The sequence below is a fragment of the Tepidicaulis sp. genome, assembly GCF_965222285.1.
Classification (GTDB): Bacteria; Pseudomonadota; Alphaproteobacteria; order Parvibaculales; family Parvibaculaceae; genus Tepidicaulis.
Map to the genome: position 1 here is coordinate 95,406 of NZ_OZ244942.1, position 25,105 is coordinate 120,510.

Annotated in this window: 18 protein-coding genes; 15 read left to right on the plus strand and 3 right to left on the minus strand. The window is 61.5% G+C overall.

Going from position 1 to position 25,105, the window contains the following annotated elements; translation table 11 throughout:
• Window positions 1-38: 38 nt before the first annotated feature.
• Both ACOQOT_RS00415 and ACOQOT_RS00420 read right to left on the minus strand, forming a co-directional pair.
• Window positions 39-2,378 (minus strand): PAS domain S-box protein, encoded by a 2,340-nt coding sequence (locus ACOQOT_RS00415; RefSeq protein WP_420560452.1) that lies wholly within the window; start codon window positions 2,376-2,378, stop codon window positions 39-41.
• Between the two features lie 46 nt (window positions 2,379-2,424).
• Complete coding sequence (locus ACOQOT_RS00420; protein ID WP_420560453.1) at window positions 2,425-3,777, minus strand: protoglobin domain-containing protein; 1,353 nt, start codon at window positions 3,775-3,777, stop codon at window positions 2,425-2,427.
• Window positions 3,778-4,049: 272 nt separating this feature from the next.
• Here ACOQOT_RS00420 and ACOQOT_RS00425 point away from each other — a divergent pair, with 272 nt between their 5' ends.
• Window positions 4,050-4,802, plus strand: coding sequence for a Crp/Fnr family transcriptional regulator (locus ACOQOT_RS00425; protein WP_420560454.1), 753 nt, complete (start codon window positions 4,050-4,052; stop codon window positions 4,800-4,802).
• Between the two features lie 9 nt (window positions 4,803-4,811).
• Here ACOQOT_RS00425 and ACOQOT_RS00430 read toward each other — a convergent pair whose 3' ends face one another.
• On the minus strand, window positions 4,812-6,515 hold the full coding sequence (locus ACOQOT_RS00430; RefSeq protein ID WP_420560455.1) for a ShlB/FhaC/HecB family hemolysin secretion/activation protein: 1,704 nt from the start codon (window positions 6,513-6,515) through the stop codon (window positions 4,812-4,814).
• Window positions 6,516-6,699: 184 nt separating this feature from the next.
• Here ACOQOT_RS00430 and ACOQOT_RS00435 point away from each other — a divergent pair, with 184 nt between their 5' ends.
• The 14 genes from ACOQOT_RS00435 to ACOQOT_RS00500 all read left to right on the plus strand — a co-directional run bounded on the left by ACOQOT_RS00435 (window position 6,700) and on the right by ACOQOT_RS00500 (window position 24,981).
• Complete coding sequence (locus ACOQOT_RS00435; RefSeq protein ID WP_420560456.1) at window positions 6,700-7,950, plus strand: FecR domain-containing protein; 1,251 nt, start codon at window positions 6,700-6,702, stop codon at window positions 7,948-7,950.
• Window positions 7,951-8,037: 87 nt separating this feature from the next.
• Window positions 8,038-10,293: a CHASE2 domain-containing protein gene (locus ACOQOT_RS00440; RefSeq protein WP_420560457.1), complete on the plus strand. Its 2,256-nt coding sequence runs from the start codon at window positions 8,038-8,040 to the stop codon at window positions 10,291-10,293.
• Between the two features lie 111 nt (window positions 10,294-10,404).
• Window positions 10,405-11,175, plus strand: a complete 771-nt coding sequence (locus ACOQOT_RS00445) for an O-methyltransferase (protein ID WP_420560458.1) — start codon at window positions 10,405-10,407, stop codon at window positions 11,173-11,175.
• 272 nt (window positions 11,176-11,447) lie between these two features.
• Window positions 11,448-12,803 carry a tyrosine-type recombinase/integrase gene (locus ACOQOT_RS00450; protein WP_414902798.1) on the plus strand — a complete coding sequence of 452 codons (1,356 nt, stop codon included), beginning with the start codon at window positions 11,448-11,450 and terminating at the stop codon, window positions 12,801-12,803.
• Between the two features lie 186 nt (window positions 12,804-12,989).
• The gene (locus tag ACOQOT_RS00455; protein WP_414902796.1) at window positions 12,990-13,952 is read left to right on the plus strand and encodes an ArdC family protein; all 963 of its coding nucleotides are present in this window, start codon (window positions 12,990-12,992) and stop codon (window positions 13,950-13,952) included.
• Window positions 13,949-14,344, plus strand: a complete 396-nt coding sequence (locus ACOQOT_RS00460; RefSeq protein WP_414902793.1) for a DUF2958 domain-containing protein — start codon at window positions 13,949-13,951, stop codon at window positions 14,342-14,344. The genes ACOQOT_RS00455 and ACOQOT_RS00460 overlap by 4 nt, the downstream gene beginning before the upstream one ends.
• A 124-nt stretch (window positions 14,345-14,468) precedes the next feature.
• The gene (locus ACOQOT_RS00465) at window positions 14,469-16,607 is read left to right on the plus strand and encodes a ParB/RepB/Spo0J family partition protein (protein WP_414902791.1); all 2,139 of its coding nucleotides are present in this window, start codon (window positions 14,469-14,471) and stop codon (window positions 16,605-16,607) included.
• A 96-nt stretch (window positions 16,608-16,703) separates the two neighbouring features.
• Window positions 16,704-17,009 (plus strand): hypothetical protein, encoded by a 306-nt coding sequence (locus ACOQOT_RS00470; protein ID WP_414902790.1) that lies wholly within the window; start codon window positions 16,704-16,706, stop codon window positions 17,007-17,009.
• 422 nt (window positions 17,010-17,431) lie between these two features.
• Window positions 17,432-17,596: a hypothetical protein gene (locus tag ACOQOT_RS00475; protein ID WP_015740132.1), complete on the plus strand. Its 165-nt coding sequence runs from the start codon at window positions 17,432-17,434 to the stop codon at window positions 17,594-17,596.
• A gap of 198 nt (window positions 17,597-17,794) precedes the next feature.
• Window positions 17,795-18,343 carry a hypothetical protein gene (locus ACOQOT_RS00480; protein WP_414902789.1) on the plus strand — a complete coding sequence of 183 codons (549 nt, stop codon included), beginning with the start codon at window positions 17,795-17,797 and terminating at the stop codon, window positions 18,341-18,343.
• Window positions 18,344-18,408: 65 nt separating this feature from the next.
• A complete protein-coding gene (locus tag ACOQOT_RS00485; protein WP_414902787.1) occupies window positions 18,409-18,825 on the plus strand; it encodes a hypothetical protein in 417 nt (138 codons plus the stop codon).
• Window positions 18,818-19,462, plus strand: coding sequence for an antitoxin of toxin-antitoxin stability system (locus tag ACOQOT_RS00490; protein ID WP_414902786.1), 645 nt, complete (start codon window positions 18,818-18,820; stop codon window positions 19,460-19,462). The genes ACOQOT_RS00485 and ACOQOT_RS00490 overlap by 8 nt, the downstream gene beginning before the upstream one ends.
• A gap of 159 nt (window positions 19,463-19,621) precedes the next feature.
• Window positions 19,622-23,944 carry a strawberry notch-like NTP hydrolase domain-containing protein gene (locus ACOQOT_RS00495; RefSeq protein WP_420560459.1) on the plus strand — a complete coding sequence of 1,441 codons (4,323 nt, stop codon included), beginning with the start codon at window positions 19,622-19,624 and terminating at the stop codon, window positions 23,942-23,944.
• Window positions 23,944-24,981 (plus strand): DUF7146 domain-containing protein, encoded by a 1,038-nt coding sequence (locus ACOQOT_RS00500; protein ID WP_376711160.1) that lies wholly within the window; start codon window positions 23,944-23,946, stop codon window positions 24,979-24,981. Before ACOQOT_RS00495 ends, ACOQOT_RS00500 begins: the two co-directional genes overlap by 1 nt.
• The last annotated feature ends 124 nt before the right edge of the window (window positions 24,982-25,105 follow it).

The following is a 25,105-nucleotide window of genomic DNA, read 5'->3' on the forward strand; positions in this document are numbered from 1 at the left end:
CACGTTCGAGAAGTGAAATCAACCTGCCGGGAAAACCGTTAAGCATTCGTTAAGGATAAAAGAGGTGCGGCCTCTGAAGCCCCAATCGTTGCCTGGGCTCGTGTGAGTGCGCTGCTGCGTTCCGGCGGAAAGGTTACGAAAACGCGTGTGCCTTGATTAGGCGCGCTTTCGATGCGGAACGCGGCGCCGTGCAGTTCGGCGAAGCTTTTACAAAGCGACAGGCCGAGACCCACCCCTTCATTCTGCCGGCACAGCGAGGTTTCCGCCTGTTCGAAGGGCTGGAGGATGCGCGCCATATCCCGCGCATCGATGCCGATCCCCTGATCCCAAACCGTAAGGCTGAGCCTTCCGCAGGCAAGCGGAACGATGTCGAGGCCGATCTCTTTTTGCTCCGGTGTGAACTTGATGGCGTTCATAAGGAGATTGAGAAGGATCTGGCGGCAAAGCCTGTGATCGGCATAAAGCGCAGGCAGGTCCGTTTCCGTCTTCAGCCTAATGGTGAGGCCTTTTTGATCGGCGCGCTCACGCACCATGCGCACCGATTCTTCGGCAAGCGCGCGCAGATCGATCGGTTCTTCTTTCAGTTTGATCTGCCCGACTTCCACACGGCTTGAATCGAGCACGTCATTGACGAGGTCGAGAAGGTGATGGCCGCTTTGCAGAATGTCGTTTGCATATTCACGGTACTTGGTCATGTCACCGTGAAAAAGATCGTGGGCAATGACTTCCGAAAAGCCGATAATGGCATTGAGCGGCGTGCGCAGCTCATGGCTCATATTGGCAAGGAAACGCGTCTTCGTGCGGCTCGCCGCCAGTGCCTTGTTGCGCGCTTCGATAAGCTCTTGGTTGATCTCGGCTTCCTCGGTCACGTCCTGCACGGTACCCACCCATTTAACGGGAAGGCCGTGGCCATCCTTTTCAAGCCGCCCTTCGAGGCGGATATGGCGGGTGCTTGCCGTGCCTGTCTTAAGAGGCGGGGCGGCCTCATCCGGCGGCGCCAGACGGCATTGAACCGAAAGAGGCGCCAGATTTTGGCGGGCATCGGTAAAGGCGCTTTGCACATGCGGCCGGTCCTCCGGATGCACACACCGGATGAAATCTTCCGGCTGCAACTGCTCGGCTCCCGGGCGCCGGTTCAGAATACGGTAGGCTTCGTCCGACCAGCTTACCTTGCCGCTGCCCAGGCTCCATTCCCAGTCGCCGATGCGGGCGATGAATTGCGCCCTTTTCAGTTTTGCCTGGCTTTCGCGCAGTTTCGCGAGCGTCTCCAATTGCGCGGTGAGATCGTTGCAGCCGAAAAGCACCGCTTTCTTGCCCTGATAGGTGAGCCGCACGGTCGAGACGAGCGCCTTGGCGGGTTTGCCGGCGCGGCGGTTCACTTCCACTTCCATGCCCTGAAAAGTCGATTGGCTCCAGAGCGGATCGAAGGCAAGGGAGTGCGCCGCAAGGCCGGTAAAGAAGGCCGAGGCCCGCGCGCCGATCATGGCCTCCACCGGTTCGCCCGTAATCTGTGCGAAGGCGCCATTGGCAAGCAGGATCCGCCCTGTCTCTTCCTCGCCGATCACGATGCCGAAAGGCATGCGCTCGATAATCTCTTCAAGTTCGCGTTCGCGGGCAAGAAGAGCAAGCTCGGTTTGGCGCAGCTGGGAGAGATCGCGCACGATGGCGGTTAAAAGAAGGCCGGTTTCGCCTTCTGTTTTAGCAATGGAGATGTCGGCCGGGAAAAGCGTGCCGTCCCGCCTTTGGCCGAAAACTTCCGGGCGCCGCCCCATGGTTTTTGCCTGCGCGGCGCCGGTGGAAAAATCGATCACGCGCTGGCGGTGCGCGCCGCGCATCTGCCGGGGTAGCAGCGTTTCCAATGGCTCGCTCAGAATATCTTCTGCCGCATAGCCGAAAATTCGTTCTGCCTGGGCATTGAAAAGAACGATCCGGCCTTCCTCGTTCACGCAAAGGATCGCATCGCCCGCCGCTTGCACGATGTCGGAAAAGAGCCGGCCTGCCGCTGCCGCCCCATCCGCCTTCGCGCGGCAAAGAAGAACGGGCAGAAGCGGCGCCAGAAGCGCTGAGGCGCGCGCTTCCGGCACCAGCTGCGGCGCGCCGGTAAGGGCAAGATGTAAGAGCCCTCCAGCGTGCTGCAACGTAAACTGCTGCCCGTTCTCTTCCGCCCCCGCGTTTGCGGCGACCTGCCGCTTTGCCCGATAGGCGGCGTGAAGGCTTTGTTCTCCGGCCCGCTCCAGACGGCCTTCGGCATGGCGCGCGCCGGAGAAAAGAACAAGGCTGCGCAGGCAAAGCGTCAGGGCGTCTTTGCTGGAAGGTGCGGCCAGGATAGCCGCGGTGAGCCGCTGCGCCAGCCGGGGAAGGGTCGCATCCTGTGCCATGAACTGCCTTGTCCGTTTCGCTTAACTACTCTGGTGCAGACACGGCTCAGGCCGCATCGCTGCGTACTTTGGAGAGGAAAGTTTGAATATGTGTTTGCAAACTTTCCCCGCAGGACGAAAGGCGCGCGGACATGTTCTCGATGACGCTCGCGGTCGCCTGGGTTTCACCGGCGGAGCTTGCCACCTTCCCGATATTCTCCGAGACGTTCTGCGAACCGCTGGCCGTTTGCTGCACATTCGAGGCGATCTCGTTGGAGGCCTGATTTTGCTCATGCACGGCCTTGTCGATTTCGCTCGCCACTTCATCGACCCGCATGATCGTCTCGCGGATCTGCGCGATGGAGGCGATCGAACTTGTCATCGCCCCTTGAATGCCGCCGACCTGCGCCTCGATTTCCTGTGTGGCGCGGGCCGTCTGACCGGCCAGTTTTTTCACTTCGCTGGCGACCACGGCAAACCCTTTGCCCGCATCCCCGGCGCGGGCCGCTTCGATCGTTGCATTGAGCGCCAGAAGATTGGTCTGCTCGGCAATGTCGTTGATCATGGCGACCACTTCGTCGATCCGGTTGGCGGCGGCCGAAAGGGCTTGAATATCCGTATCGGTTTGCGAGATTTCGCGCGCCGCTTTGCCGGACACTTCTTTCGCGAGCGCTGCCTGACGGCCAACCTCGGCGATGCTTTCATGGGCTTCCTCGCTGGCGGCGGCAATGGCCTGCACATTCATCGAGGATTGCTCGGCGGCGCTCGCAACGGTCGCTGCCGCATCGCGGGTGACATGCGCTTGGCTGGTCAGCGCGGTGCTGTGCTCGGTCATTTCGCGCGTACCGGCATGCATTTGTTCCAGAGCCGCGCCGATATCGGATTGGAAATCGGCAATGGCTTTTTCCAGCGCATGCTGGCGCTCCATGCGGTCATGCACCATGGCGTCCTGATAGGTTGAGATCGCCAGCTCCATGTCCAGCATGACGGCGGTCATGACGGCGCCGATATCGCCCGCTGCGCCGGAAGGCGAATACCAGCGCCGCGCCGCCAGCTTGCCGATCAGCTTTGAAAGAATGTAGCGGTAGCCGCCGATATACCAGCGCGGCTCCAGTCCGATGCGGTTATGGGTCAGGCCGATTGTCCGCACGCTGTCCATATAGGATTTGGTGAAGCGCCCGGTAAAAAGCCGCTCCCAGTGGCTGCCTTGCGCGCCTTTAAGCCGTTCGGCCTGAGCGCCGATCAGCTCTTTCAACTCATCCTGCTGCATCAGATGCGCATAGAAGCCGTCGAGAATTTCCGGCAGCTCCTTTTCGATATGCGGCCACAATCCCTCCAGACGTGTGCACATCGCTTCGTCGATCTGCATGAAACTGAGACGTTCGTTTTGTTGGAACTCGTTTTCTACTGTGGCTGTCATGGCTCATCCCCCGCGATAAATGTGGCGGCGCGATTGTCCGCCTTGAGGTCTAGAGGATTTCCTCTATATCTCTGCCCTGCCATCTAATCGGGTGAGTTTAAATAAAATCGTAAAGAAAAAGCGATCTTACAAAGTATTCCGAAACATAAGGATAGTATCTGTTTTTATAACTTATGTATAAACCAGATAGAGTGTTTGTGGCGGAAGGTTTTGGAAGTAGGTTCTTGTAGGTCAGGGCGGAATAAAATTGTAACCGCGTATCGGGGGTAAACGTGGAAGGGGACGGCAGTAACGATCAGCAGGATGACAAGGCGGCGGACATTTCTTGCGAGACATGTCATTTAAGCCGCTTGGGGTTTTGCCGGTTTTTTAAATCCATCATTCCGGATGCGCCCGCGCCGTTTTTTCGTGGCCGTGAGCGACTGCCCCGGCGGCGCACGATCTACCGGGAATCGGAACCGATAAAAAACATCTATGTCATCCGCGATGGCTGGGCCTTCCGCTATATGCTCTCGCAGGATGGGCGCAGACAGATACTTTCATTCCTTATGCCGGGCGACCTTGTCTCCCCATCTTCGATTTTCGCAAAGAAGCATCAGTTCTCCGTTCAGTCGCTGACTGCCATGGATGTCTGCGTATTCGATGCGCAGGTGATGCGCGATCTCTGCCGCAGCGACGAAACATTTTTCCGGCGCGTTATTGCAACCTGTTTGGAGGAGAAGGAATATATGGAGCGCAAGCTCTTCGAGCTTGGCCGCTGCCGGGCGGAAGAGCGCGTGGCGCAAATGCTCCTTTATCTGGAGACGAAGCAGACGGCGCTTTCTTTGAAAAAGGACGATGCGATCCAGTTTCCACTACGCCAGCAGGATGTGGCCGATGCGCTTGGGCTGACACAAGTGCATGTCAGCCGGATTCTCAATACACTCCGGCAGAAGAACATTATCGAGAATTTCAAGGATATGCTTGCGATCCGCGATGTCTCCGCCTTGAAGGAGCTCGCATCGGGCGGCGTTAATACGTTCTAGAGTGGCGCTTTAAAAGGAAGCGGATACCGTAAAGAAGTAGCGCATGCCATCGTCACCGTCATAGGCGGTGGCGCGGGTGAGTGGTTTTGCCGCTTCGAGGCCGATATCGATCCCGCCGTCGAGCTGGAAGCGGAGGCCGCCGCCGGCCGAGGCAAGGGACTCGCGCCCGTCCCCGAGCGCGTTGCGGTTCCATACCGCCCCGACATCGTAAAAGCCGTAAAGCGTAGCGCTGTTCAGGTAATCAAGGCCAAGCTCCGGCGTGTATCCGAGCTCCAAGGACCCGGCGAGCCCGTCATCCCCCGTCAGCTCGCCATATTGATAGGCCCGCCCGAAGCGCGCGCCGCCAAGGCTGAACTCTTCGGCCGACAAAAGCGGGTCCGCCGATTTTTGTGCAGAGGCTTGCAGCACCAGCGCAAGCCCGGTGCCGAAAAGATCCTGATGCCGGTACGCCTCGAGCTTCGCCTTGGTGAAGGCGCCGCCCGCATCCGGTCTTGAAAGTGCGCTGTCGCCGCGCCGGGAGCCGCCGACCAGCGTCAGGCCCTGAGAGACCTCGAAGGAAACGTAATTCTGTCCGCCGAACTCGTCGGAGAGCGTGTAATCGACGCTGCCGCGCAGAACGCGCAGGCTATCCTCGAAAACGGTGCCGAAGTCGTTTTTCTCATGCGCTTCGCGTGCGCTCACCTTACCGCCGATCCAGAGCGATGTACCGCGTGTGCGGATCAGCGGATAGCGCAAGCCGATATCGCCGCTTGTCGAACCGCTGCGCGTGTTGGCAAGCGATAGCCTGTCGCCCGCATCGACATCGCTGTAAGAGAACGTACCTGATAGAAGAAGGCCGGAATGTCCGAGCGGCAAATCATAGCCGCCCTGCACATAGTGCAGTTCTTGCGGCGTTTCAGGCGTGGTGAAATAGGTGATGGACAGTCTGTCGCCAAGGCTCATGAGACCATTATAGGCCGCGCTGAGACCCGCCTGAATAGGGCCGACAGCGCGGGTGCCCCGGCTATCCGCATAAAAAGAAGCGTCGATATTTTTTTCGGCAAGCTGCAGTTTCAGGTCGTAAAGGCCCCGTTCGTTGCTCTCTTCAACGGCAATGTCGCTGACCTCAAGGCCGGAAAGATCATGAACCAGAAGAACGGCCCGCTCCAGCTCCGCCTGGGTTACGGCTTCCGAGGAAAGAAGCGGGCCGAAATAAGGGCGCAGCCGCTCTGTGTTCTCCACACCGTTCAGACTCACGCCGCCGATACGTCCGGCAATGATGTCGATGGTCAAAACCCCGGCGCTCACATCCTGTGCCGGGACATACGCGTAAGAAAGGGAATAGCCGGCTGCCTTCAGCCGCTGTGTCAGGCGCTGCGTGATCACCATAAGATCGGCGCCGGTGACGTCCTGCGCCATGAACTCTTCATAAGAAGAAATGAAATCTTCCGGCGCAATCAGCTCGGCGCCGGTGAGCCGGATGCCGGTCAGAAGAAAAGGTTCGATCTCACCCGCCGCACCGCTGCCCGGTGTGCTGAGAACGGGTGCGTCTTCACCGCGCGCGGCGGGGCTGCGCAGCTCCTTGCGCTGTTCGAGATTCTGCTCGATCTGGCTCGGGTCCGCATCGGCTGCGCGCGCGCCATGGTGCGAAAAACAAACGGAAGCGAGCGCGAGACCGAGGGTCAGTCCCAGCCGCTTAACACTTCCTTTACCATGACAGGCGCTGAGGCGCATTCTTTCATCGCTCCGTAAACAGAGGGATAGACTGCCTTCATGAGGTAAAGAAAACCCGAACCGGTTTTGCTAAAATGCAACATAATTGGCGTGTTAACGAAGTTTTAACCAGCCGCCGCGAAAAGCCGCAAATTTTTGTGAATTTTTCCTAAGCTTGCACTGCAACTTATGGAAGAGGTTCGTCATGGCCCGCCTGCATTCTATCAGCCGTTTAATTGCGCTCGCCTTTTTCGCTGCGCTGTTGCCGTTTTCTGCTCAGGCGGATGGCGCCAGCTGGCAGATCGAAAAAATGAGCGGCGATGTGCGCGTACTCTCTGAGGACGCGCAGCCTATCTCTCTTGGCGCAGGGCGCGCATTGTCCGAAGGTTCCGTCATCAAGACGGGAACCGACGGCCGCGTCATTCTTTCGCGCGGTGACGAGTCCATCGTCGTTTCGCCGAACACGTCTCTCTCGCTCGCGCCGGAGAGCAACCGAGGCATGATGACAACCATTCTTCAGCGCATGGGTACGATCCTTTTGAGCGTGGACAAGAAGGACCGCCAGCATTTCGAGGTGGAAACGCCTTACCTTGCCGCCGTCGTGAAGGGTACGAAATTCACTGTCACGGTGGATGGTAAGGGCTCGGCAGTACATGTCGTCGAAGGCGCGGTCGAGGTAATCGATCTGGGCACCGGCGATGTGGGCCTTATCCGCCCGGGCCAGACGGCACAATCCTTTGCAAGCGCTGCGGGCGGTCTTTCGGTGTCGGGTCCCGGCGTGGCGCCGGTCGAGCGCGGCGCGGATAAGTCGCGCGCTGAAAAAGGCACGAATGTGAAGCCGGTTCCGGCCACCGAAACGCCGAAATCGGCTGCCGCTCCCGTGCGTATCGAAAACGGCATGAGCGCCGCCCTTGATATCGGCAAGGCAACGAACGGTCTTGCCCGCGGTATCGGCCAGAGCGTGGCCGCCGCCGCCCGTCAGTCCGCGGGCGAGGGGCTCGATGACGAGGCCTCCTCCGCTACCGCTACCGGCCTTGCGCTCGGTGCTTCCGGCAATGCGCCGGGCCTCGCCGTTGCGGGCCTATCGGACAGCGCGCCCGGTCTTTCCGGCGCCGCACCGGGTCTTTCAGGTGCCGCCCCTGGTCTCTCAGGCGCCGCCCCTGGTCTCTCAGGCGCAGCCCCCGGCCTTTCGGGCTCTGCGCCTGGCCTCTCCGGTTCCGCGCCCGGTCTTTCGGGCGCTGCACCGGGCCTTGCCAATGCGGCCGCAGGCGCTGCCAATGGCGCGGCCGGTGCTGCTTCCTCCGTAGCCGGAGCGGTTTCGGGTGTAGGTAATCCGCTGCCTCCCGGCCTCGGCGGGAATTTGCCTCCGGGTCTTGGCGGTTCCAATCCCGGCAATGGCGGCGGTAACGGCAATGGCCAGGGAAATGGCAATGGTAACGGCCGGGGAAATAGCTGAGCCGACAGCAAAAATTAACGCCTGATGGGCCATTCTTACCGAGCGCCTCTGCGGTAAGAATGGCCCGGCGTGTTTTTGGGGAGTGATGTGAGGCAAGCGCTAATATCCTTTGGCATTTTTCTGCTCGTTGCCGCTATTGATTTTGGCGGCGGCTGGGAGGAGTTCGAGCTGTGGCTGCTCGATCAGAGGATGAGCAAGGTCGAGCATCCGGCAAGCGGTGATGTCGCCGTCGTGCAGATCGACGCGAAGACGCTCAAAGCGATCGAAAAGTGGCCGCTCCCCCGCAACCTCCATGCCCGGCTTGTCGAAAACTTGCGCGGCGCGGGCGCCGACCAGATTGCCTTCGATATTGATTTGAGCGGGATGAGCGAGGCGCCTGAAAATCAGGTGCTTGCAGAGGCCTTTGCCCGCGCGCCGGGCGCGATCGTGCTGCCGCTTTTCTTCCAGAAAGAAAGCGCGGGCGATGCGGCGAGCGAGATCGTCGTCACGCGGCCCTTGCCAATGTTTGCCGAACATGCCTGGCTTGCCAATGTCAATGTGAAGCCGGAGGTAGACGGACGCATCCGCCGCGCGTCTTACGGTGTCTGGCTGGATGAGAAATTCTACATGTCCTTGCCCGCGCTCCTGGCCGGACAGGCCAACCGCAAGGATCTCTTCTTCTACGTCAATTACAGCATCCGCGCCGGAGACATTCCGCGTCTTTCTTACATAGACGTGTTGGAGGGGAAATTCGATCCGGCCGCACTGTCCGGCAAGAAAGCCATTATCGGGGCAACCGCCATCGAACTTGGCGATCAGCTCACCGTTCCCAATTACGGCGTCATGCCGGGCCCGGTCATTCAGGCCATGGCCTATGAAACGATTGCCCAGGACCTCGTCATCCGGCGCACGGGCATGGCCGTCACATTAGCTGGTCTGGCGCTGATCTGCCTGCTCGGCTGTTTCCTGACGAAACGGGCAGGCTGGGCCGTCGTGCTGGGCGGCGGGTTGGTCTTGATCATCGGATTGCAAGCCGGCGCTTTTGTTCTGTTCGAAAACGCGGCGATTGGTCTCGACAGCGTTGCCTGGTCTTTTGCCGTGGTGCTTCTGGCAGGCAATGCCGTTCTGGCGGAACTGCGCAAGCAGCGCCGGCTTATTCAGCGCCAGAAACAGGAAAACGAATACCGCCGCCTGCTCATGACCAGCGTGGTCGAGGACAGTTCGGACGCCATCATCATTGCGGGCGCGGACGGGATGGTGGAAGAAGCCAACCCGCTGGCCGCGCGTATCTTCGGTTTCAATCGGCACGAAGCGGCGGGCGCCCGTCTTGGCGATCTTCTGCCGCCCTGCCTGATGGCTTCGATGGATCATTCCGGCGCCTTCCCCCGCGAATTCGTACTGGAGTGCCCGGAACAGCGGGGCGGGCAGGAAGGTGACCCGATCTGCCTTGAATATTCGATCACCCATTCCTTCGTGCCGGGCGATCCGCGCGACCGGCATATTCTCAACCGCAAAATTGCGACCTATACGTTCCATGATGTGACCGCGCGGCACCGCGCCGCCAAGGCGGTCGAAACCGCACACCGCCAGGAACGGGAGGCAAGCCGCGCAAAAAGCGAGTTCATCGCCAATATGAGCCATGAGCTCAGAACGCCGCTTAATGCCATTATCGGTTTCTCCGAGCTCATCGCGCGCGAAACCTTCGGACCGCTGGGTGATGATCGCTACAAGCAATATGCGCTCGATGTGGTGGCGAGCGGCGGCCATTTGCTGGCCGTCGTGAACGACATTCTCGATATTTCCCGTATCGATTCCGGCGATGTGCGCCTCTCCGAAGATGAGATGAATGTGGCGGCCACGGTCGATGCGTGTGTGCGTATCGCCCGCTCCTGGCCGCAAGCGCAGGATACCGAAATTACGGTGGCGCTTGCCGGTCCGCAGGTCATCTATGCGGACCCGCGCCTTTTCAAGCAGATGCTGACGAACCTGCTCTCCAACGCCGTCAAGTTCGGCGGCCGGGAGGGGGAGGCGCCGATGGTCGTGCTGCGCAGCGCCGTGACTGCCGCAGGCGAGGTGGAAATCTCCGTTGCCGACAATGGCATGGGCGTGCCCGAGGAGATTGTCGGGCGCCTCTGCGAGCCGTTCTTCCAGGCCAATGCGTCTCTCGCCCGCACCCATGAAGGAACGGGCCTCGGCCTCACCCTTGTGCGCGCCTTTATTGAGCTGCATGGCGGCAGGGTGCGCATCGACAGCAGCCAGGAAAGCGGCACCTGCGTCACCCTGACCTTCCCGGCAGCGCGGGCGCTGGGGGAAGGGCCGGAAGAAAGCGCCGGACGGCGCGGCACGATCCGCCGCCTCGGCTAGCTCAGATTTCCTGCCATGTGCGCCGAACCTTCTGGCGGCGCGCTTTTCCTCCTTGCTATACTTCATCCGGATTTCAGGGCCGGCCGGGGATATGGGCCGATAGGGGGATGAATGCTGTATTTTCTGGGCGCGCTGTCACTGGCGCTGGCCGCAGCTGCTATATTCGCGCTGCGTTACGGGCTGCGGGAGCGGCGGCGGCGGAAGGGGCGGCCCTTCTTCGACTCCCATCCCGTCAAACCCCTCGCTCTGGAAAAGCTCGATCCCATTTTCACCGTCACCGAGCACGGTCCCTCACTGGAATCAGAAGTGCTGCTGGTCGGCGATGTCGGCTCTTATGCCTCCACCTCAACGACGGAGGCGTGGATACTGGGCGCGCTCGCCAAAAGGGCTTCCTGCATTTTCGAATTCGGCACCTGCACCGGGCGCACCACGTACATTTTCGCGCGCAACGCGCCGGAAGACGCGCGCATCGGCACGATCACGCTCGGCCCCAATGATGTAGAAACCTACAAGGCCGGTGCCGAGGACCCGGAAGGTTGGACGAAGGAAGCCATCGCGGAATCCCAATATACCGACTTCCTTTATACCGGCACGCCCGTTGCCTCGAAGGTCACGCAGATTTTCGGCGACAGCAAAGCTTTCGACGAAACGCCGTGGCTTGGTGCGTGCGATCTCATCTTCGTCGACGGCGCCCATGCCTATAGCTATGTAAAAAGCGATACGGAAAAAGCGCTGCGCATGATCCGCCCGGGCGGCATCATCGTCTGGCACGATTTCTCGCCCGCCTGTCCCGGCGTCTGGAAATATCTGGGAGAACTCGCCGCAACCCATCCCGTCGGCCATATCGCCGGCACCCGCCTCGCGGTCATGCGGGCGGTCTGACGTAGGCGTTTAATACGGCTGTCGTCGATGGTTATTTGGGAAATGGCGCACCCGATAGGATTCGAACCTATGACCTCTGCCTTCGGAGCAATTTGGGCTGACTATCCGAATTGCACGCTAGGACACGCCATGGCACGATACACCACTGAAACTAATAGACAATTCAGTTTCTCACGCCGAAATTCATATCCGAAGCTTCGCTCTGACTTTCCTCCTGCTGCTTCCGTGGTGCTTCCGCGGAAACAGCAGGTTCACGAAGGAGGCATCGCATAATGGCCAAGCTGACGAAGCGCGTCGTGGACGCGGCAGCAGTCCGTGAGAAGGACTATTTCATCTGGGACGACGAACTGCCAGGTTTCGGCCTACGCGTGTTCGCATCCGGCAAGCGCAGCTACCTGATCCAGTATCGGGCTGCGGGTCGAACCCGTCGCTACACCATCGGGCTTCACGGAATCTGGACCGCAGAAACCGCGCGCCAAGAAGCCAAGGTGCAACTCGGTCGCGTAGCACAGGGTGACAACCCTTCAGAAGAACGCCTGCTCGACCATCAGGCGCTCACCGTGAAGGAGCTGTGCGCCATGTATCTGAAGGATCTCGACGCTGGTCTTATCCTTGGGAAAGGCGGTCGGCCGAAAAAGACGACCACCATCATCACCGACACTGGTCGAATTCACCGACACATCACGCCCCTCATCGGCAACAGGCGCGTCAAAGATCTCACGAAAACCGACATCACCAAGGTCATGAAGGACATTATGGCGGGCAAGACCGCTGTGTCTGTCAAAACCAAAAAACTGCGTGGCAAGGCCGTCGTCACGGGCGGCGCCGGCACCGCCACACGAACGATCGGGCTTTTGGGCGGAATCTTCACCTATGCAATGGAAGCCGGGATCATAACGACCAATCCGGCACATGGCATCCGCAAGCCAAAGGACAATGTTCGTGACCGACGGTTGACGGAAGCCGAGTACAGGATTCTGGGGGAGATACTTCGCGCAGCAGCCGAGAACCCAAAATTCACAATGACGGTCGATGTAATTCGTCAGATTGCGCTTACCGGATGTCGGCGAAGTGAAATTATCGGGCTCATGTGGCGCGAGGCCGACACCGACGCGAGCTGCCTGCGCCTGACAGACAGCAAGGAAGGTGCGTCCGTTCGCCCGGTCGGGCTTGCCGTCGTCGAATATCTGGAGGAGCGTCGAAAGACGGCGACGGGATCGTACGTCTTTCCCGGCCAGGACGAGGACAATGCATTTGGCAGCTTCCCCAACCATTGGAAACAGATTTTCAGAACCTCTCAGCTCGCCGATGTAACCCCGCACGTCCTCCGTCACAGCTTCGCGAGTATCGCCAATGACCTTGGGTTTACCGAGGTCACAATTGCCGCATTGGTTGGCCACTCCAAAGGAACCGTTACGAGCAAATATATCCATACTCTCGATACAGCCCTGATCATGGCTGCCGACACAATTTCTGGCTACATTCAGGGACTACTTGATGGGATTGAATTCAAGCAAACCGCCTATGCGCTTGATCGGGATTCCAGAAAAACTGCTCTCGCACTCTTCCTCCGCAATGCCGCGGGAGACGATGCGCTGAAGCCTGAAGGCCATCAACTCGCCGCTTGAAGGCATAGAATACGAGAGGACATCACGGGGAAAGCCTTCCCCTGAGGCCGAGCCTTGGTCTCGGCCTACCCCTTCTGCGGGGAAACCCCGCAACGCCCCCTTCAGAGTGAGAGTGCGGACGGATTTTCCGTGACGGGTTGAGGGCTGGAGGAGAGGCTTCCGGCACCCGTCGCGGAGATCATCCCGATGGCCAGACAGGGTCGTAACCTCGCGGAAGGTGGCGCGCGCAGCAACCTTTACGACGACATCACCAACAAGATCATCGCCGAGCTGGAGCAAGGGCGGTTGCCATGGGTCCAGCCTTGGGGTGCGTCGCCTGATACCGCCCCGCTGGGCCTGCCGAGAAATGCTTCAACCGGCCGGTCCTATTCCGGCATCAATATTCTCATCCTCTGGGGGGCTGTCATCCAGCATGGTTTCCCCGCTCAGGCGTGGCTGACGTTCCGCCAGGCGCTTTCGCTTGGCGGCAATGTCAGGAAGGGCGAGCGTGGCACGACTGTCGTTTATGCCGACCGTTTCACCCCCGAGGACGAGAAGCGCCGTGCCCGCGAAACGGGTGAGGATGCGCATGCCATTCCGTTCCTGAAGCGGTTCACGGTCTTTAACGCCGCGCAATGCGATGGCCTACCCGATGAGATCACGGCAGTCGCGCCGCCACCGCCGCCGGGCCTTATCGAACCTCAGGTCGAGGCGCTGATCCGGGCCACCGGCATTGACTTCCGTATTGGCGGCAATCGCGCCTTCTATATGCCGTCGCTCGACTATGTGCAGGTGCCGCCTCCGCAAGCCTATTTCGAGCCGATCAACTGGCACAGGACGGCCCTGCATGAGCTGGGGCACGCCAGCGGCCATCACAGCCGCCTCAACCGCGATCTGACCGGCTCGTTTGGCTCGAAAAAATACGCCTTCGAGGAAATGATTGCCGAACAGACCGCGGCCTTCAGTTGCGCCGCGCTCGGGATCATGCCGACCGTCCGCCATGCCGATTACATCGGGTCGTGGCTGGAGGTCATGCGCGAGGATTCCCGCGCGATTGTCCGCGCGGCCTCGCAGGCCAGCAAGGCGGCGGACTGGCTGCTGTCGCATCAGCTTGCCGAAGACACCGGGGAGTCGGATGCGAGCGAAACCGACCGGAGGGCGGCGGCATGATCCTCCTGACAGGCGCACAGCACGACCGCCTGCTGGCCAATGGTCACCAGCGCGATCAAGATCACATCCCGGTCGTGAAGTTCTTCAATCCCCTCGGTGAAGGCGTCTGGCTCGCTACCGAGCTGGATGAGGATGGCGACATCATGTTCGGCCTGGCGGATCTCGGCCATCCCGAACTGGGTTCGTGGAGCCTTGGCGAGATGCAGTCAGTCCGGCTGCCCTTCGGCATGGTCATCGAGCGCGATCTGCTGTTCACCGGCGATTTCCCGATCTCGGTCTGGGCCGAGGCCGCCCGTGAGACCGGCAGCATCCGCGCCGCCGAGCGTCTGCTCTACCGCGTCGGCGCGAGCTTTTCCTGTACATCCGCCGATACAGAAAACCGGAGTGCCTGATTTCCGGGTTTCAGGTTCTGCGGCTGGCGTCGCTCTCTTCAGAGGAAGAGGGCGGCGCTTCGCTTCGTGACGGGCTGATAGCCGGAGAGAGAGGCTCACCGGCGTCCGTCATGGAGTAACTGACATGGCCACTGCCGTTCAGAAGATCACCCTGTCGTCCTCGCGCGACATTCCTTTCAACAAGCTGGTCCTCAGCCAGTTCAACGTCCGGCGCGTCAAGGCTGGCATCTCGGTCGAGGAACTGGCCGAGTCTATCGCCCGTCGCGGCCTGATCCAGTCCCTGCATGTCCGCCCGGTCGTGGATGCCGAGGGCAAGGAAACCGGCATGTTCGAGGTGCCCGCCGGCGGTCGCCGTTTCCGGGCGCTGGAACTGCTGGTCAAGCAAAAGCGCCTCGCCAAAACCGCGCCGATCCCCTGCGTCGTGTCGGAAGCCAGCGCCGATGTGCTGATCGACGAGGTATCGCTCGCCGAGAACATCGAGCGCGCACCGCTGCATCCGCTCGACCAGTTCCGCGCCTTCCGGGCCATGCGCGAAAAGGGCATGACCGAGGAAGCCATCGCCGCCGCCTTCTTCGTCGATGCCAAGGTGGTGAAACAGCGCCTGCGTCTGGTTTCCGTCTCACCGGCCTTGCTCGACGTCTATGCCGAGGATGGCATGACGCTGGAACAGCTCATGGCCTTCAGCGTCAGTTCTGACCATGCCCGGCAGGAGCAGGTCTGGGAAGCGATCAAGGATGGCTGGCAGAAAGAACCCTACCACATCCGCCGCCTGCTGACAGAAACCACGGTCCGCGCCGCCGACAAGCGGGCGGTTTTTGTCGGTATTGCCGCCTATGAGGAGGCTGGCGGTTGCGTGCTGCGCGATCTCTTCCAGCAGGACGATGGCGGCTGGCTGCAAGATCCGGTGCTGCTCGACCGGCTGGTGGGCGAAAAGCTGAGGGCCGAGGCCGAGGCCATCGCCGCCGAGGGCTGGAAATGGATCGAAGTCGCCATCACCTTTCCCTATGGTCACGACCATGGCCTTCGCCAGATTGTCGGCACGACGGTCGATCTGACCGAAGATGAACGCGCCACCCGCGAGGCATTGCGCGACGAATATGAGCGGCTTGAAGCGGAATATGGCGAGGCCGACGAACTGCCGGACGAGATCGACGCCCGCCTCGGTGAGATCGAACAGGCGCTGGAAACCTTCGAGCGCCGTCCGATGACCTTCGAGCCGGACCAGATCAGCATGGCGGGTGTCTTCATCAGCATCGACGCCGATGGCGCATTGCTGATCGAGCGCGGCTATGTTCGCGCCGAAGATGAAACGCCTGCGGAACCGGAAGCTGAAATCGTTGACCCGGAAACCGGCGAGGTGATCCAGCGGGCAGAACCGGAGGTAAGCCGCATGGGTGCAGTTATCACGCTGGGCGGCCAGACGGTCGAAACTGAGGAGGAAGACGAGGCCGACACCATCAAGCCGCTGCCCGATCGCCTGGTCAGCGAGCTGACCGCGCATCGGACGCTGGCGCTGCGGGATGCGGTGGCAGTAAACCCGCATGTCGCTATGACGGCACTGCTGCACAGGCTGGTCATGGATTGCTTCATGCCGCATTCCAGCAAGGGATGCCTCGAAGCCCAGGTCCGGGAGGTTCATCTGCCCGCTCAGGCCGAGGATCTGCGCGATAGCGCTTCGGCCAAGGCCATCGCTGACCGCCACGAACGCTGGGGCGATCATGTCCCGGCAGACGATGCCGCCCTCTGGGATTGGCTGACCGATCTGGACGACGGTTCGCGCATGGATCTGCTCGCCCATTGCGTCAGCTTCGGTGTCAACGCGCTCTATGAAAAGCCCAACCCTTACAGCGGCGCGGGCGTTAGTCAGCACGGGCTGGACATCCGCCTGTCGCAGGCTGACCGGCTCGCCCGTTCGACCGACCTTGACATGGTAGCCGTGGGCTGGCGGCCGACGGTTGGCAATTATCTCGGTCGCGTGACCAAGCCCCGTATCCTTGAAGCCGTGCGCGAAGGGGCCGGTGATCGGGCCGCCGATCTGATCGGGCACCTGAAGAAGGGAGACATGGCCAAGGAAGCCGAACGCCTCCTGGCGGAATCCGGCTGGCTGCCCGAGCCGCTGCGCATGGTGGATGACGGAATCGGGACCGATCCGGCAGCGGGCACTGACGTAGAAGCCGACGATCTGCCCGATTTCCTCTCCGGCGATAGCGAGGACGACCCGGCTGACGACGAGGAAGAACAGCACATGGTCGCTGCTGAATAGTTCTCAGGCGGGGTGGCTTCGGCTGCCCCGTTTGCACCCTCCGTTTCCGCAACGCGCCCGGTCCTTGTGATCGGGCTTTTTCATTGGAGCGCTTCCATGCCCGCCATCATCGACGTCGATCAAATCTTTCTTGAGGATCGCGAACATTCCCCATCGGAGCGCACCCTGCCCTGGGAGGAAAGCCGCGACGGCATGACCGTTGTTGTGGAGCCAAAGCCCCATTGGGCCGAAGACATGCGCGTCTTCCGGCTCGATTCCCGTGAATATTGCCGCTACGCCGACTGGACGGCTCATGGCGCTCGTGCCCGTTTCTTCGGTCATGTCGACACATCAGGCGACGATCTGATGATGAAGGCCCGCGTTATGATCGCGCGTGAGATCGCCGATGGGCTTTGGACCTGAAGACTCGATCGCGGGGTGTCGGGCCGTGAGGATGATAGCTGTTCACCCCACAGGTCCACCTCCAGCTTCACCACAAAACCCGGCCATCCCTGCACATGGGCAAGCGACGGCCATTTCCAGCCTGATGGGAACACGATCCTGATGCCCGCATGGCGGCAAGGCTGGCGCGGCAGAGCATCTGCGGGCGGGTATCCGGCATCCTGTCAGATGCAAAGCACCACCCCCGCTTCCATTCGCAAACCTTGGTCCGATCCGTCTCTTTGACAATCAACCCGTAAAGGGTCGGCTTACGCGAGCGTGCCGCCCTCGGGGATTCGGAAAAAGTCCGAACGCCCGAGGGTGATTGCAGATCCGGTCAGACACTTCGGGCGCCTGTCGCGCGGGGGATGGTCCCCCGCCTCCAAAGACAGGAGCCGGAACCCATGTCCTATGCAGATGCCACCGCCTTCGCCGCCAGCCTCGCCGCCACGCTGATGGTCGAGATCGTCGTGTTCCAGGCCGGGGACGGCACCCACGCCGCTTGTCCCGCCGCCGAGTTCGACGGCGACGACGACATGGTGAAGCTGGAGCTGGATCCTTGGGGGTAAGGCGCGACCGCGCCTCATCCCCGACGGCCTGGCCGCGACAAGCCCGCGACCGGGCCTTCAGCGCGTCGCGATGGTTGCCCATCGCCGACGGCGGAACCGGGCTGCCCCGGTCAGAGAGGAAGAGTGCGGGCCGTTCGGCCGTGACGGGTTGAGGGTCGGAGAGAGAGGCTCACCGGCGCCCGTCATGGAGTGATCCCGATGACCTTTGTCCGTTCCGTAACCTTCCGTTCCATCGGTCAGATTTTGGCTGCCGATGTTCTGCCCGCGCTTTATCGGTCGCAAAAGCTGCCGTTGCGCATCTCATGCCTCGGCGCGGCCAGCTATGACGCCAGTGACGCGGCGAACAGCTTTGACCGCGTGATCCCGCTTGGGGAATGCCCATCACTGGAAGAGGCCATACAGACCGCAGCCTTGCGCGTGGCGCGCGGTAATATTTGCACGGGGCCGGACAGCTTCCCGTATTTTCAACCGCGCATCATGCTCATTCAGGACCGAGATCAGCGCCTGGTCCTCGCCGGCGAAATCCGCGCCGGCATTATCCTCTGGCAACAGCCAGTCGCGTCCGATGCCGAGGCACGCAGGATCGTGACCGAGGCCAGCCGCCTGCGCGGTATGGCGTTCCGGGCTTCGGACCCCGGCGATGCGAGACGGCTGCGTTACCGCGCCGCTGCGCTGGAGGCCCGATTGGTCGATCCCTTCTGGCGCGAAACCTCGGCCGATCTGCTCCGCCTGCCGCAGGCCGCCTGAGCTTCACCCATTCCATCCCATTCGGCTCGGCCATACGCCGGGCCATGTCATGTCCGGAGACCGTCATGGCCGATTATTACACGCACTTTTCCTGCCTGCTTGACGTGGGCACCCCCGAAAACGCCGCCCGCGCGCTTGATCTCTACAACGCTCTGGCGGATGACAATGCCGTTGAGGATCCGCCTTCAGATGGCTTCCTGCTCTCCATCCAGCCAGAACATGGCAGCACGCAACTCTGGATGCGCGATGATGTCACCGGCGATCCCGAGCATGTCGTTCAGTTTGTCAAACGCTGCGCTGCCGAATTTGGCCTCAGCGGATTATGGGGTTTCCAGTACGCAAACAGCTGCTCGAAACCGCGCATCGACGGATTTGGTGGTGGGGCGCATGTCCTTGATCTCGCCACCGGCGAGACAGTGGACTGGATCTATACCGATGGCTGGCTTTCCTCGGTTCTGGAAGGGAGAGACCCCTATGCCTGAGGTCATCGAAACCACCGTCTATCGCCTCAACGAATTGTCTGATGTGGCAAAGGACAAGGCCCGTGCCTGGTATCGTGAGGGCGGCTTCGACTATGACTGGTACGATGCCGTCTATGAGGATTTCCAGCGCATCGCCGAAATCCTCGGGCTCAACCTCAAGACCCGCACCGTCCGGTTGATGGACGGCGGCACACGGCAGGAACCGTGCATCTGGTTCCGGGGCTTCTGGTCACAAGGGGACGGTGCCTGCTTCGAATCTCTCTATTCCTACCGCAAACATGCTCCGCGCCTTATCCGGGAGCACGCACCGCAGGACACCGAATTGCATCGTATCGCCGATGCCCTTCAGGCGGTCCAGCGCCGCAACTTCTATCAGCTTCGCGCCGATGCCAGCCATCGCGGCCATTATTATCACGAATACTGCATGTCGATCACGGTCGAGCGCGACAGCCCGACCTGGCAGGACATGACCGCTGATGCCGAGGAGGCGGTCATCGAGGCGCTGCGCGATCTGGCCCGCTGGCTCTACCGCCAGCTTGAGCGCGAGTATGATTATCTGTCCTCGGACGAGGCTGTCGATGAAACCATTGCCGCCAATGAATACACCTTCACCGCAGCTGGTCACCGCTTCGGATGATCCCGAGAAGACACTGACAAGCGCCCCACCGTCCGGTCGGGGCGCTTTTTTTATGCTGCGCTTTGAGAGTCAGAGGCGGGCCGGAAGGGGTTAAGTCCGGGCGGTCGAGAGAGAGCGCTGTTCGGACTCTTCCATTTCTGCTCTCCTGAGGTTTCCGACATGAACATGGTGTTTCCCGTGGCCGATCCGGTCACGCCACTGGCGGCTGCGCCCGCGATTCTGGCTGCGGCTAATCTTTTGCTTCCGTCTCTCGAACGCGGTGAACGCATCGATGCCGCCACCTTGCGCCGTGCTATGGAAACGGCCTTCGGCGCGTCCGACGCTACTGGCGTCTGGGACTGGAAGCTGGCCTATGAGGCGTGCGAAGTCGCTACCGTCCTTTTCTTACGCAAATACGGAAAGGCGCTTTTCCGTAAAGCCGCGTCTCCGGCTACACGCATTTCCGTGCTGGCAAAGATCGCGGCGCTGTTGCCCACGCAGACCCGGCGTTCCGAGGAAAGCCAAAACCTCCAGCAATTTTCGACGCCGATCCCGCTCGGCCTTACCGCTCTGACGGCTGCCGCGATTACGCCCGATGACAGGGTGCTGGAACCATCGGCGGGCACCGGCCTTCTGGCGATCCTGGCGCAGACCATCGGTGGCTCGCTGATCCTCAACGAACTGGCCGAGACCCGCGCCGATCTGCTTGCCCAGATCTTTCCGGCTTTTGCCGTCACCCGCTTCGACGCCGCCCAGATCGATGATCATCTGGCTCCGGATGCTGTCCCGTCCGTGGTGCTGATGAACCCGCCATTCTCGGTCATGGCCAATGTCAGCGGGCGTGTCGCGGATGCGGCCTATCGCCATGTTGCCGCGGCACTGGCCCGTCTTGCTCCCGGCGGGCGGTTGGTGACGATCACCGGCGCTGGCTTTGGCCCCGAAGCTCCGGCATGGCGGGACGCCTTCATCCGCTTGCAGGCCCGTGGCCGCGTGGTGTTCAGCGCTGCCGTCGATGGCGCGGTCTATGCAAAGCACGGCACCACGATCGACACGCGGCTGACCGTGATCGACAAACTGCCCGCCGACGATCCCGCCAGTTTGCCGGCTTCGCCGGGGATCGCGCCTGATGTTGCCACGCTGATCAGATGGATCGAGGAACAGGTTCCGCCGCGCCTGCCAGTGTCATTGCCGAAGATCGTGGTTTCCGCTTCGGCCACCGCGCCGAAGACCGTGCGGGGCTATCTCGCACGCTCGGCGGTTACGCGATCTGTCGCTGCTTCGGCCAATGATCCTGATGGCGTCGAACTCGCCTATGAGACCGTGGACTGGACGCCACCGGAAGGCGCTCGCCTGTCCGACGCGATCTATGAGGAATATGCGCTGCAATCGCTGCGTATCGCTGGTGCACAGCCGCATCCGACCAAGCTGGTGCAATCCGCCGCCATGGCCTCGGTCGCACCGCCCAAGCCGTCCTACCGGCCCATGCTGCCGCCCGACATCTGCGCGCGTCTGTCGGACGCCCAGCTTGAAACGGTGATCTATGCAGGTGAAGCCCATGCCGATCATCTCGCGGGTGCCTGGACCGTGGACGAGCATTTCGACAATGTGAGTGCCGCGCCCGAGGATGCTGCCGGATCGATCCGCTTTCGCCGGGGCTTCATGCTCGGGGATGGAACCGGCGCTGGCAAGGGTCGCCAGTCCGCCGCCATCATTCTCGACAACTGGCTTCGCGGTCGGCGCAAGGCGATCTGGATCTCCAAATCCGACAAGCTGATCGAGGACGCGCAACGCGACTGGTCGGCGCTCGGCATGGAACGGCTGCTGGTCACGCCTCTGTCACGCTTCCCGCAGGGCAAGCCGATCACGCTGTCGGAAGGCATCCTTTTTACCACCTATGCCACGCTACGCTCCGACGACCGGGGCGAGAAGGTTTCCCGCGTCAAGCAGATCGTCGAATGGTTGGGGTCCGATTTCGATGGAGCCATTATCTTCGACGAGAGCCATTCCATGCAGAATGCCGGTGGCGGAAAAGGTGAACGCGGTGATGTCGCCGCCTCGCAGCAGGGACGTGCGGGCCTGCGGCTTCAGCACGCGCTGCCCGACGCCCGCGTCGTCTATGTCTCGGCGACTGGCGCCACCACCGTCCATAATCTCGCCTATGCTCAGCGCCTCGGCCTCTGGGGCGGTGAGGACTTTCCGTTCCAGACCCGCGCCGAGTTCGTCGAGGCGATCGAATCCGGTGGCGTTGCGGCCATGGAGGTCCTGGCCCGCGACCTGCGATCTCTCGGCCTCTATACCGCCCGCTCACTCTCCTATGATGGCGTCGAATATGAACTGATCGAGCATCAGCTCACGGACGAACAGCGGCACATTTACGACTCATATGCTGCCGCCTTCGCTGTCATTCATGGAAACCTGGACGCGGCGATGGAAGCCGCCAACATCACCGGCAGCGATGGGACGCTGAACCGGCAGGCCAAATCCGCCGCCCGTTCGGCCTTTGAAAGCACCAAGCAGCGCTTCTTTGGCCATCTGCTGACCTCCATGAAAACCCCGACCCTGATCCGGTCCATCGAGGCCGATCTGGAAGCGGGCCATGCCGCCGTCATCCAGATCGTCTCGACTGGCGAAGCCCTGATGGATCGGCGGCTGTCCGAGATCCCGACCGAGGAATGGAACGATATTTCCGTCGATGTCACGCCGAGGGAGTATGTCGGCTCGTATTTGCAGCATTCCTTCCCGGTGCAGCTCTATGAACCCTTCACCGATGGCGAGGGCAACCTGTCGTCACGCCCCGTCTTCCGCGATGGTCAGCCGGTGGAATGCCGCGAAGCCGTGGCGCGGCGCGACGAGATGCTGGAGCAGCTGGGTTCGCTTCCGCCTGTCCCCGGAGCGCTCGACCAGATCGTGCAGCGCTTCGGCACGGATATGGTGGCCGAGGTCACAGGCCGCTCACGCCGGATCGTGCGCAAGGGTGACGGGGTATCGGCACGTCTTGCGGTCGAGAACCGTGCGCCTTCTGCCAACCTTGCCGAGACCTCGGCCTTCATGGATGACCAGAAGCGCGTTCTGGTCTTCTCTGATGCCGGTGGCACGGGGCGCAGCTATCACGCCGAACTCTCGGCGAAAAACCAGCGGCTGCGCGTGCATTACCTGCTGGAACCTGGCTGGAAGGCCGATGCCGCCATTCAGGGGCTGGGTCGCACCAACCGTACCAATCAGGCGCAGCCGCCGCTCTTCCGGCCCATCGCTACGGATGTCAAAGCCGAGAAGCGCTTTCTCTCGACCATCGCCCGCCGCCTCGACACGCTGGGCGCGATCACACGCGGCCAGCGCCAGACCGGCGGTCAGGGGCTATTCCGTCCCGAGGATAATCTGGAATCCGCCTATGCTCGCGATGCGTTGCGCCAGCTCTATCTTCTGATTGTGCGCGGCAAGGTCGAGGGATGCTCGCTCGAACGGTTTGAATCCGCAACCGGCCTGAAGCTGATGGACGGCAATGGTGTGAAGGACGACCTGCCGCCGATCACCACCTTCCTCAACCGCCTGCTAGCATTGACCATCGAATTGCAGGGTATCCTGTTCGCCGCCTTCGAGCAGCTTCTGCAGGCGCGTATCGACGGGGCGATTGCATCCGGCACCTATGATATGGGGCTGGAAACGCTGAAGGCCGAAAGTTTCATCGTCACCGACCGGCAAGTGATCCACACCCATCCGGGCACCGGCGCGGAAACCCGGCTCCTGACGCTCACCGAGCGCAAACGCAATCAGCCGGTCACGCTCGATGCGGCCCTCGCGGAACTGGATGATCCCCGCGCAAGATTGCTCATCAACGAGCGATCCGGTCGCGCCGCCGTGCAGATCCCGACCACCAGCGTCATGCTGGATGATGGCGAGATCGAACGGCGCGTGCGGCTGATCCGTCCCATGGAGGCGATGAACATTCCGGTGCGGGCGACGGGCGAGACCCATTGGATCGAGGCTGACCGTGCCGCCTTCACCAAAGCCTGGAAGGCGGAACTGGCCCAGGTGCCGGAGTTCACCGACAGCATCCTGCATATGGTGACAGGGCTGCTTCTGCCGATCTGGAAACGCCTGCCGCAGGACTCCGCCCGCGTCTATCGGCTCCAGACCGACGAGGGCGAACGCATCATCGGTCGCCGGGTATCGCCGGCCTGGGCCGCCAAAGCTTCGACCAGTGGCGTCACCAACAGCCTGACACCGGATGCCGCCTATACCGCGCTGATCGAAGGTCGCACGATCCTTGATCTCGCCGAGGGACTGCAATTGCGCCGCGTCCGCGTCATGGGCGCCAACCGGATCGAACTGACCGGCTTTACTGACGCGATGCGCGAACGGCTGCGGGCCTATGGCCTCTTCAGCGAGATCATCTCGTGGAAACTGCGCTTCTTCGTGCCCGTCGATGCAACGGGATCGGAGATCATCGGCAAACTGCTTGACCGCTTCCCGGCCCTGCGCATCGGTGAGCGGGAGGCCGCATAATGGCGCGTCTCAACGCTTCCGAACTGGCGCAGCGTCTCGGCCGACAGGCCGAGGCGGTGTGCCGTCACTATCTGTCGAATGGTCGCAAACAGGGCAATTACTGGCAGGTTGGTGATGTCCGAAACACGGCTGGCCGCTCCATGTTCGTCCGGCTGCACGACAGCGTGAAAGGCATTGCCGGCAAATGGCAGGACTCGGCCACGGGTGAATATGGCGATCTGCTGGACGTGATCCGGGACTCGCTCGGCCTGATCGACTTCGCAGACGTTGCCGAAGAGGCCCGGCGCTTCCTCAGCCTGCCGCATCCTGAACCGCAGCCGCCATCCCGTCAGTCCAGAACGCCAGCACCATCGGGATCATCCGAGGCAGCACGCCGCCTCTGGCGCATGACGCAGCCGCTGATCGGCAGTACCGCAGAAGCGTATTTACGCGGACGCGGCATTACGGATTTACGCCAAACCGCAAATCTGCGCTTCCATCCCAACTGCTACTGGCGGCCCGAGGACGATGGCACGACCGAAACATGGCCCGCCATGATCGCCGCCGTCACCGACCTCGATGGCAGGATCACCGGTGCGCACCGCACTTGGCTGGCCCCTGACGGTTCCGGCAAGGCACCTGTCGATCCGCCGAGGAAGGCAATGGGCGACCTGCTCGGACATGCGGTTCGTTTCGGGGATGTGCGGGATGTCATGGCAGCGGGGGAAGGTATCGAAACCATCCTGTCGCTGCGTCAGGCTCTGCCCACCATGCCAATGGTTTCCGCACTCTCGGCCGGGCATCTCGCTGCCATCCTGTTCCCGCCGCACCTGCGCAGGCTCTATATCGTCCGCGACAACGATCCGGCAGGTGACAGCGCCCGCGATAGCCTGGTGGACCGGGCGCACGAGGTCGGGATCGAGACCATCACGCTCTCCCCCATGATGGGGGACTTCAACGAAGATCTCACAACTCATGGACTGGATGCCGTTCGGACAGAGATCCGGGTGCAAATCGCTCCCGAGGACGTCAGCCGCTTCATGGCTTCAATTGCATAGCCGGCACGGGGCCGTGATCGGACCGTTCCGATCCTGTCATGCGTGCAGGCTGCATCCTGTCATCAGCAGAGGACCGCGCCTTGGCCTTCCGAGAGGGCGATCGGCCCACAAACGCTCCGGTCAG

Coding starts and splice junctions, on each gene's coding strand:
- ACOQOT_RS00435 (WP_420560456.1), top strand. CDS start 6,700: ATGGCCCGCCTGCATTCTATCAGCCGTTTAATTGCGCTCGCCTTTTTC.
- ACOQOT_RS00445 (WP_420560458.1), top strand. CDS start 10,405: ATGCTGTATTTTCTGGGCGCGCTGTCACTGGCGCTGGCCGCAGCTGCT.
- ACOQOT_RS00430 (WP_420560455.1), bottom strand. CDS start 6,515: ATGCGCCTCAGCGCCTGTCATGGTAAAGGAAGTGTTAAGCGGCTGGGA.
- ACOQOT_RS00420 (WP_420560453.1), bottom strand. CDS start 3,777: ATGACAGCCACAGTAGAAAACGAGTTCCAACAAAACGAACGTCTCAGT.
- ACOQOT_RS00415 (WP_420560452.1), bottom strand. CDS start 2,378: ATGGCACAGGATGCGACCCTTCCCCGGCTGGCGCAGCGGCTCACCGCG.
- ACOQOT_RS00485 (WP_414902787.1), top strand. CDS start 18,409: ATGGCCGATTATTACACGCACTTTTCCTGCCTGCTTGACGTGGGCACC.
- ACOQOT_RS00500 (WP_376711160.1), top strand. CDS start 23,944: ATGGCGCGTCTCAACGCTTCCGAACTGGCGCAGCGTCTCGGCCGACAG.
- ACOQOT_RS00495 (WP_420560459.1), top strand. CDS start 19,622: ATGAACATGGTGTTTCCCGTGGCCGATCCGGTCACGCCACTGGCGGCT.
- ACOQOT_RS00490 (WP_414902786.1), top strand. CDS start 18,818: ATGCCTGAGGTCATCGAAACCACCGTCTATCGCCTCAACGAATTGTCT.
- ACOQOT_RS00455 (WP_414902796.1), top strand. CDS start 12,990: ATGGCCAGACAGGGTCGTAACCTCGCGGAAGGTGGCGCGCGCAGCAAC.
- ACOQOT_RS00470 (WP_414902790.1), top strand. CDS start 16,704: ATGCCCGCCATCATCGACGTCGATCAAATCTTTCTTGAGGATCGCGAA.
- ACOQOT_RS00475 (WP_015740132.1), top strand. CDS start 17,432: ATGTCCTATGCAGATGCCACCGCCTTCGCCGCCAGCCTCGCCGCCACG.
- ACOQOT_RS00460 (WP_414902793.1), top strand. CDS start 13,949: ATGATCCTCCTGACAGGCGCACAGCACGACCGCCTGCTGGCCAATGGT.
- ACOQOT_RS00465 (WP_414902791.1), top strand. CDS start 14,469: ATGGCCACTGCCGTTCAGAAGATCACCCTGTCGTCCTCGCGCGACATT.
- ACOQOT_RS00450 (WP_414902798.1), top strand. CDS start 11,448: ATGGCCAAGCTGACGAAGCGCGTCGTGGACGCGGCAGCAGTCCGTGAG.
- ACOQOT_RS00480 (WP_414902789.1), top strand. CDS start 17,795: ATGACCTTTGTCCGTTCCGTAACCTTCCGTTCCATCGGTCAGATTTTG.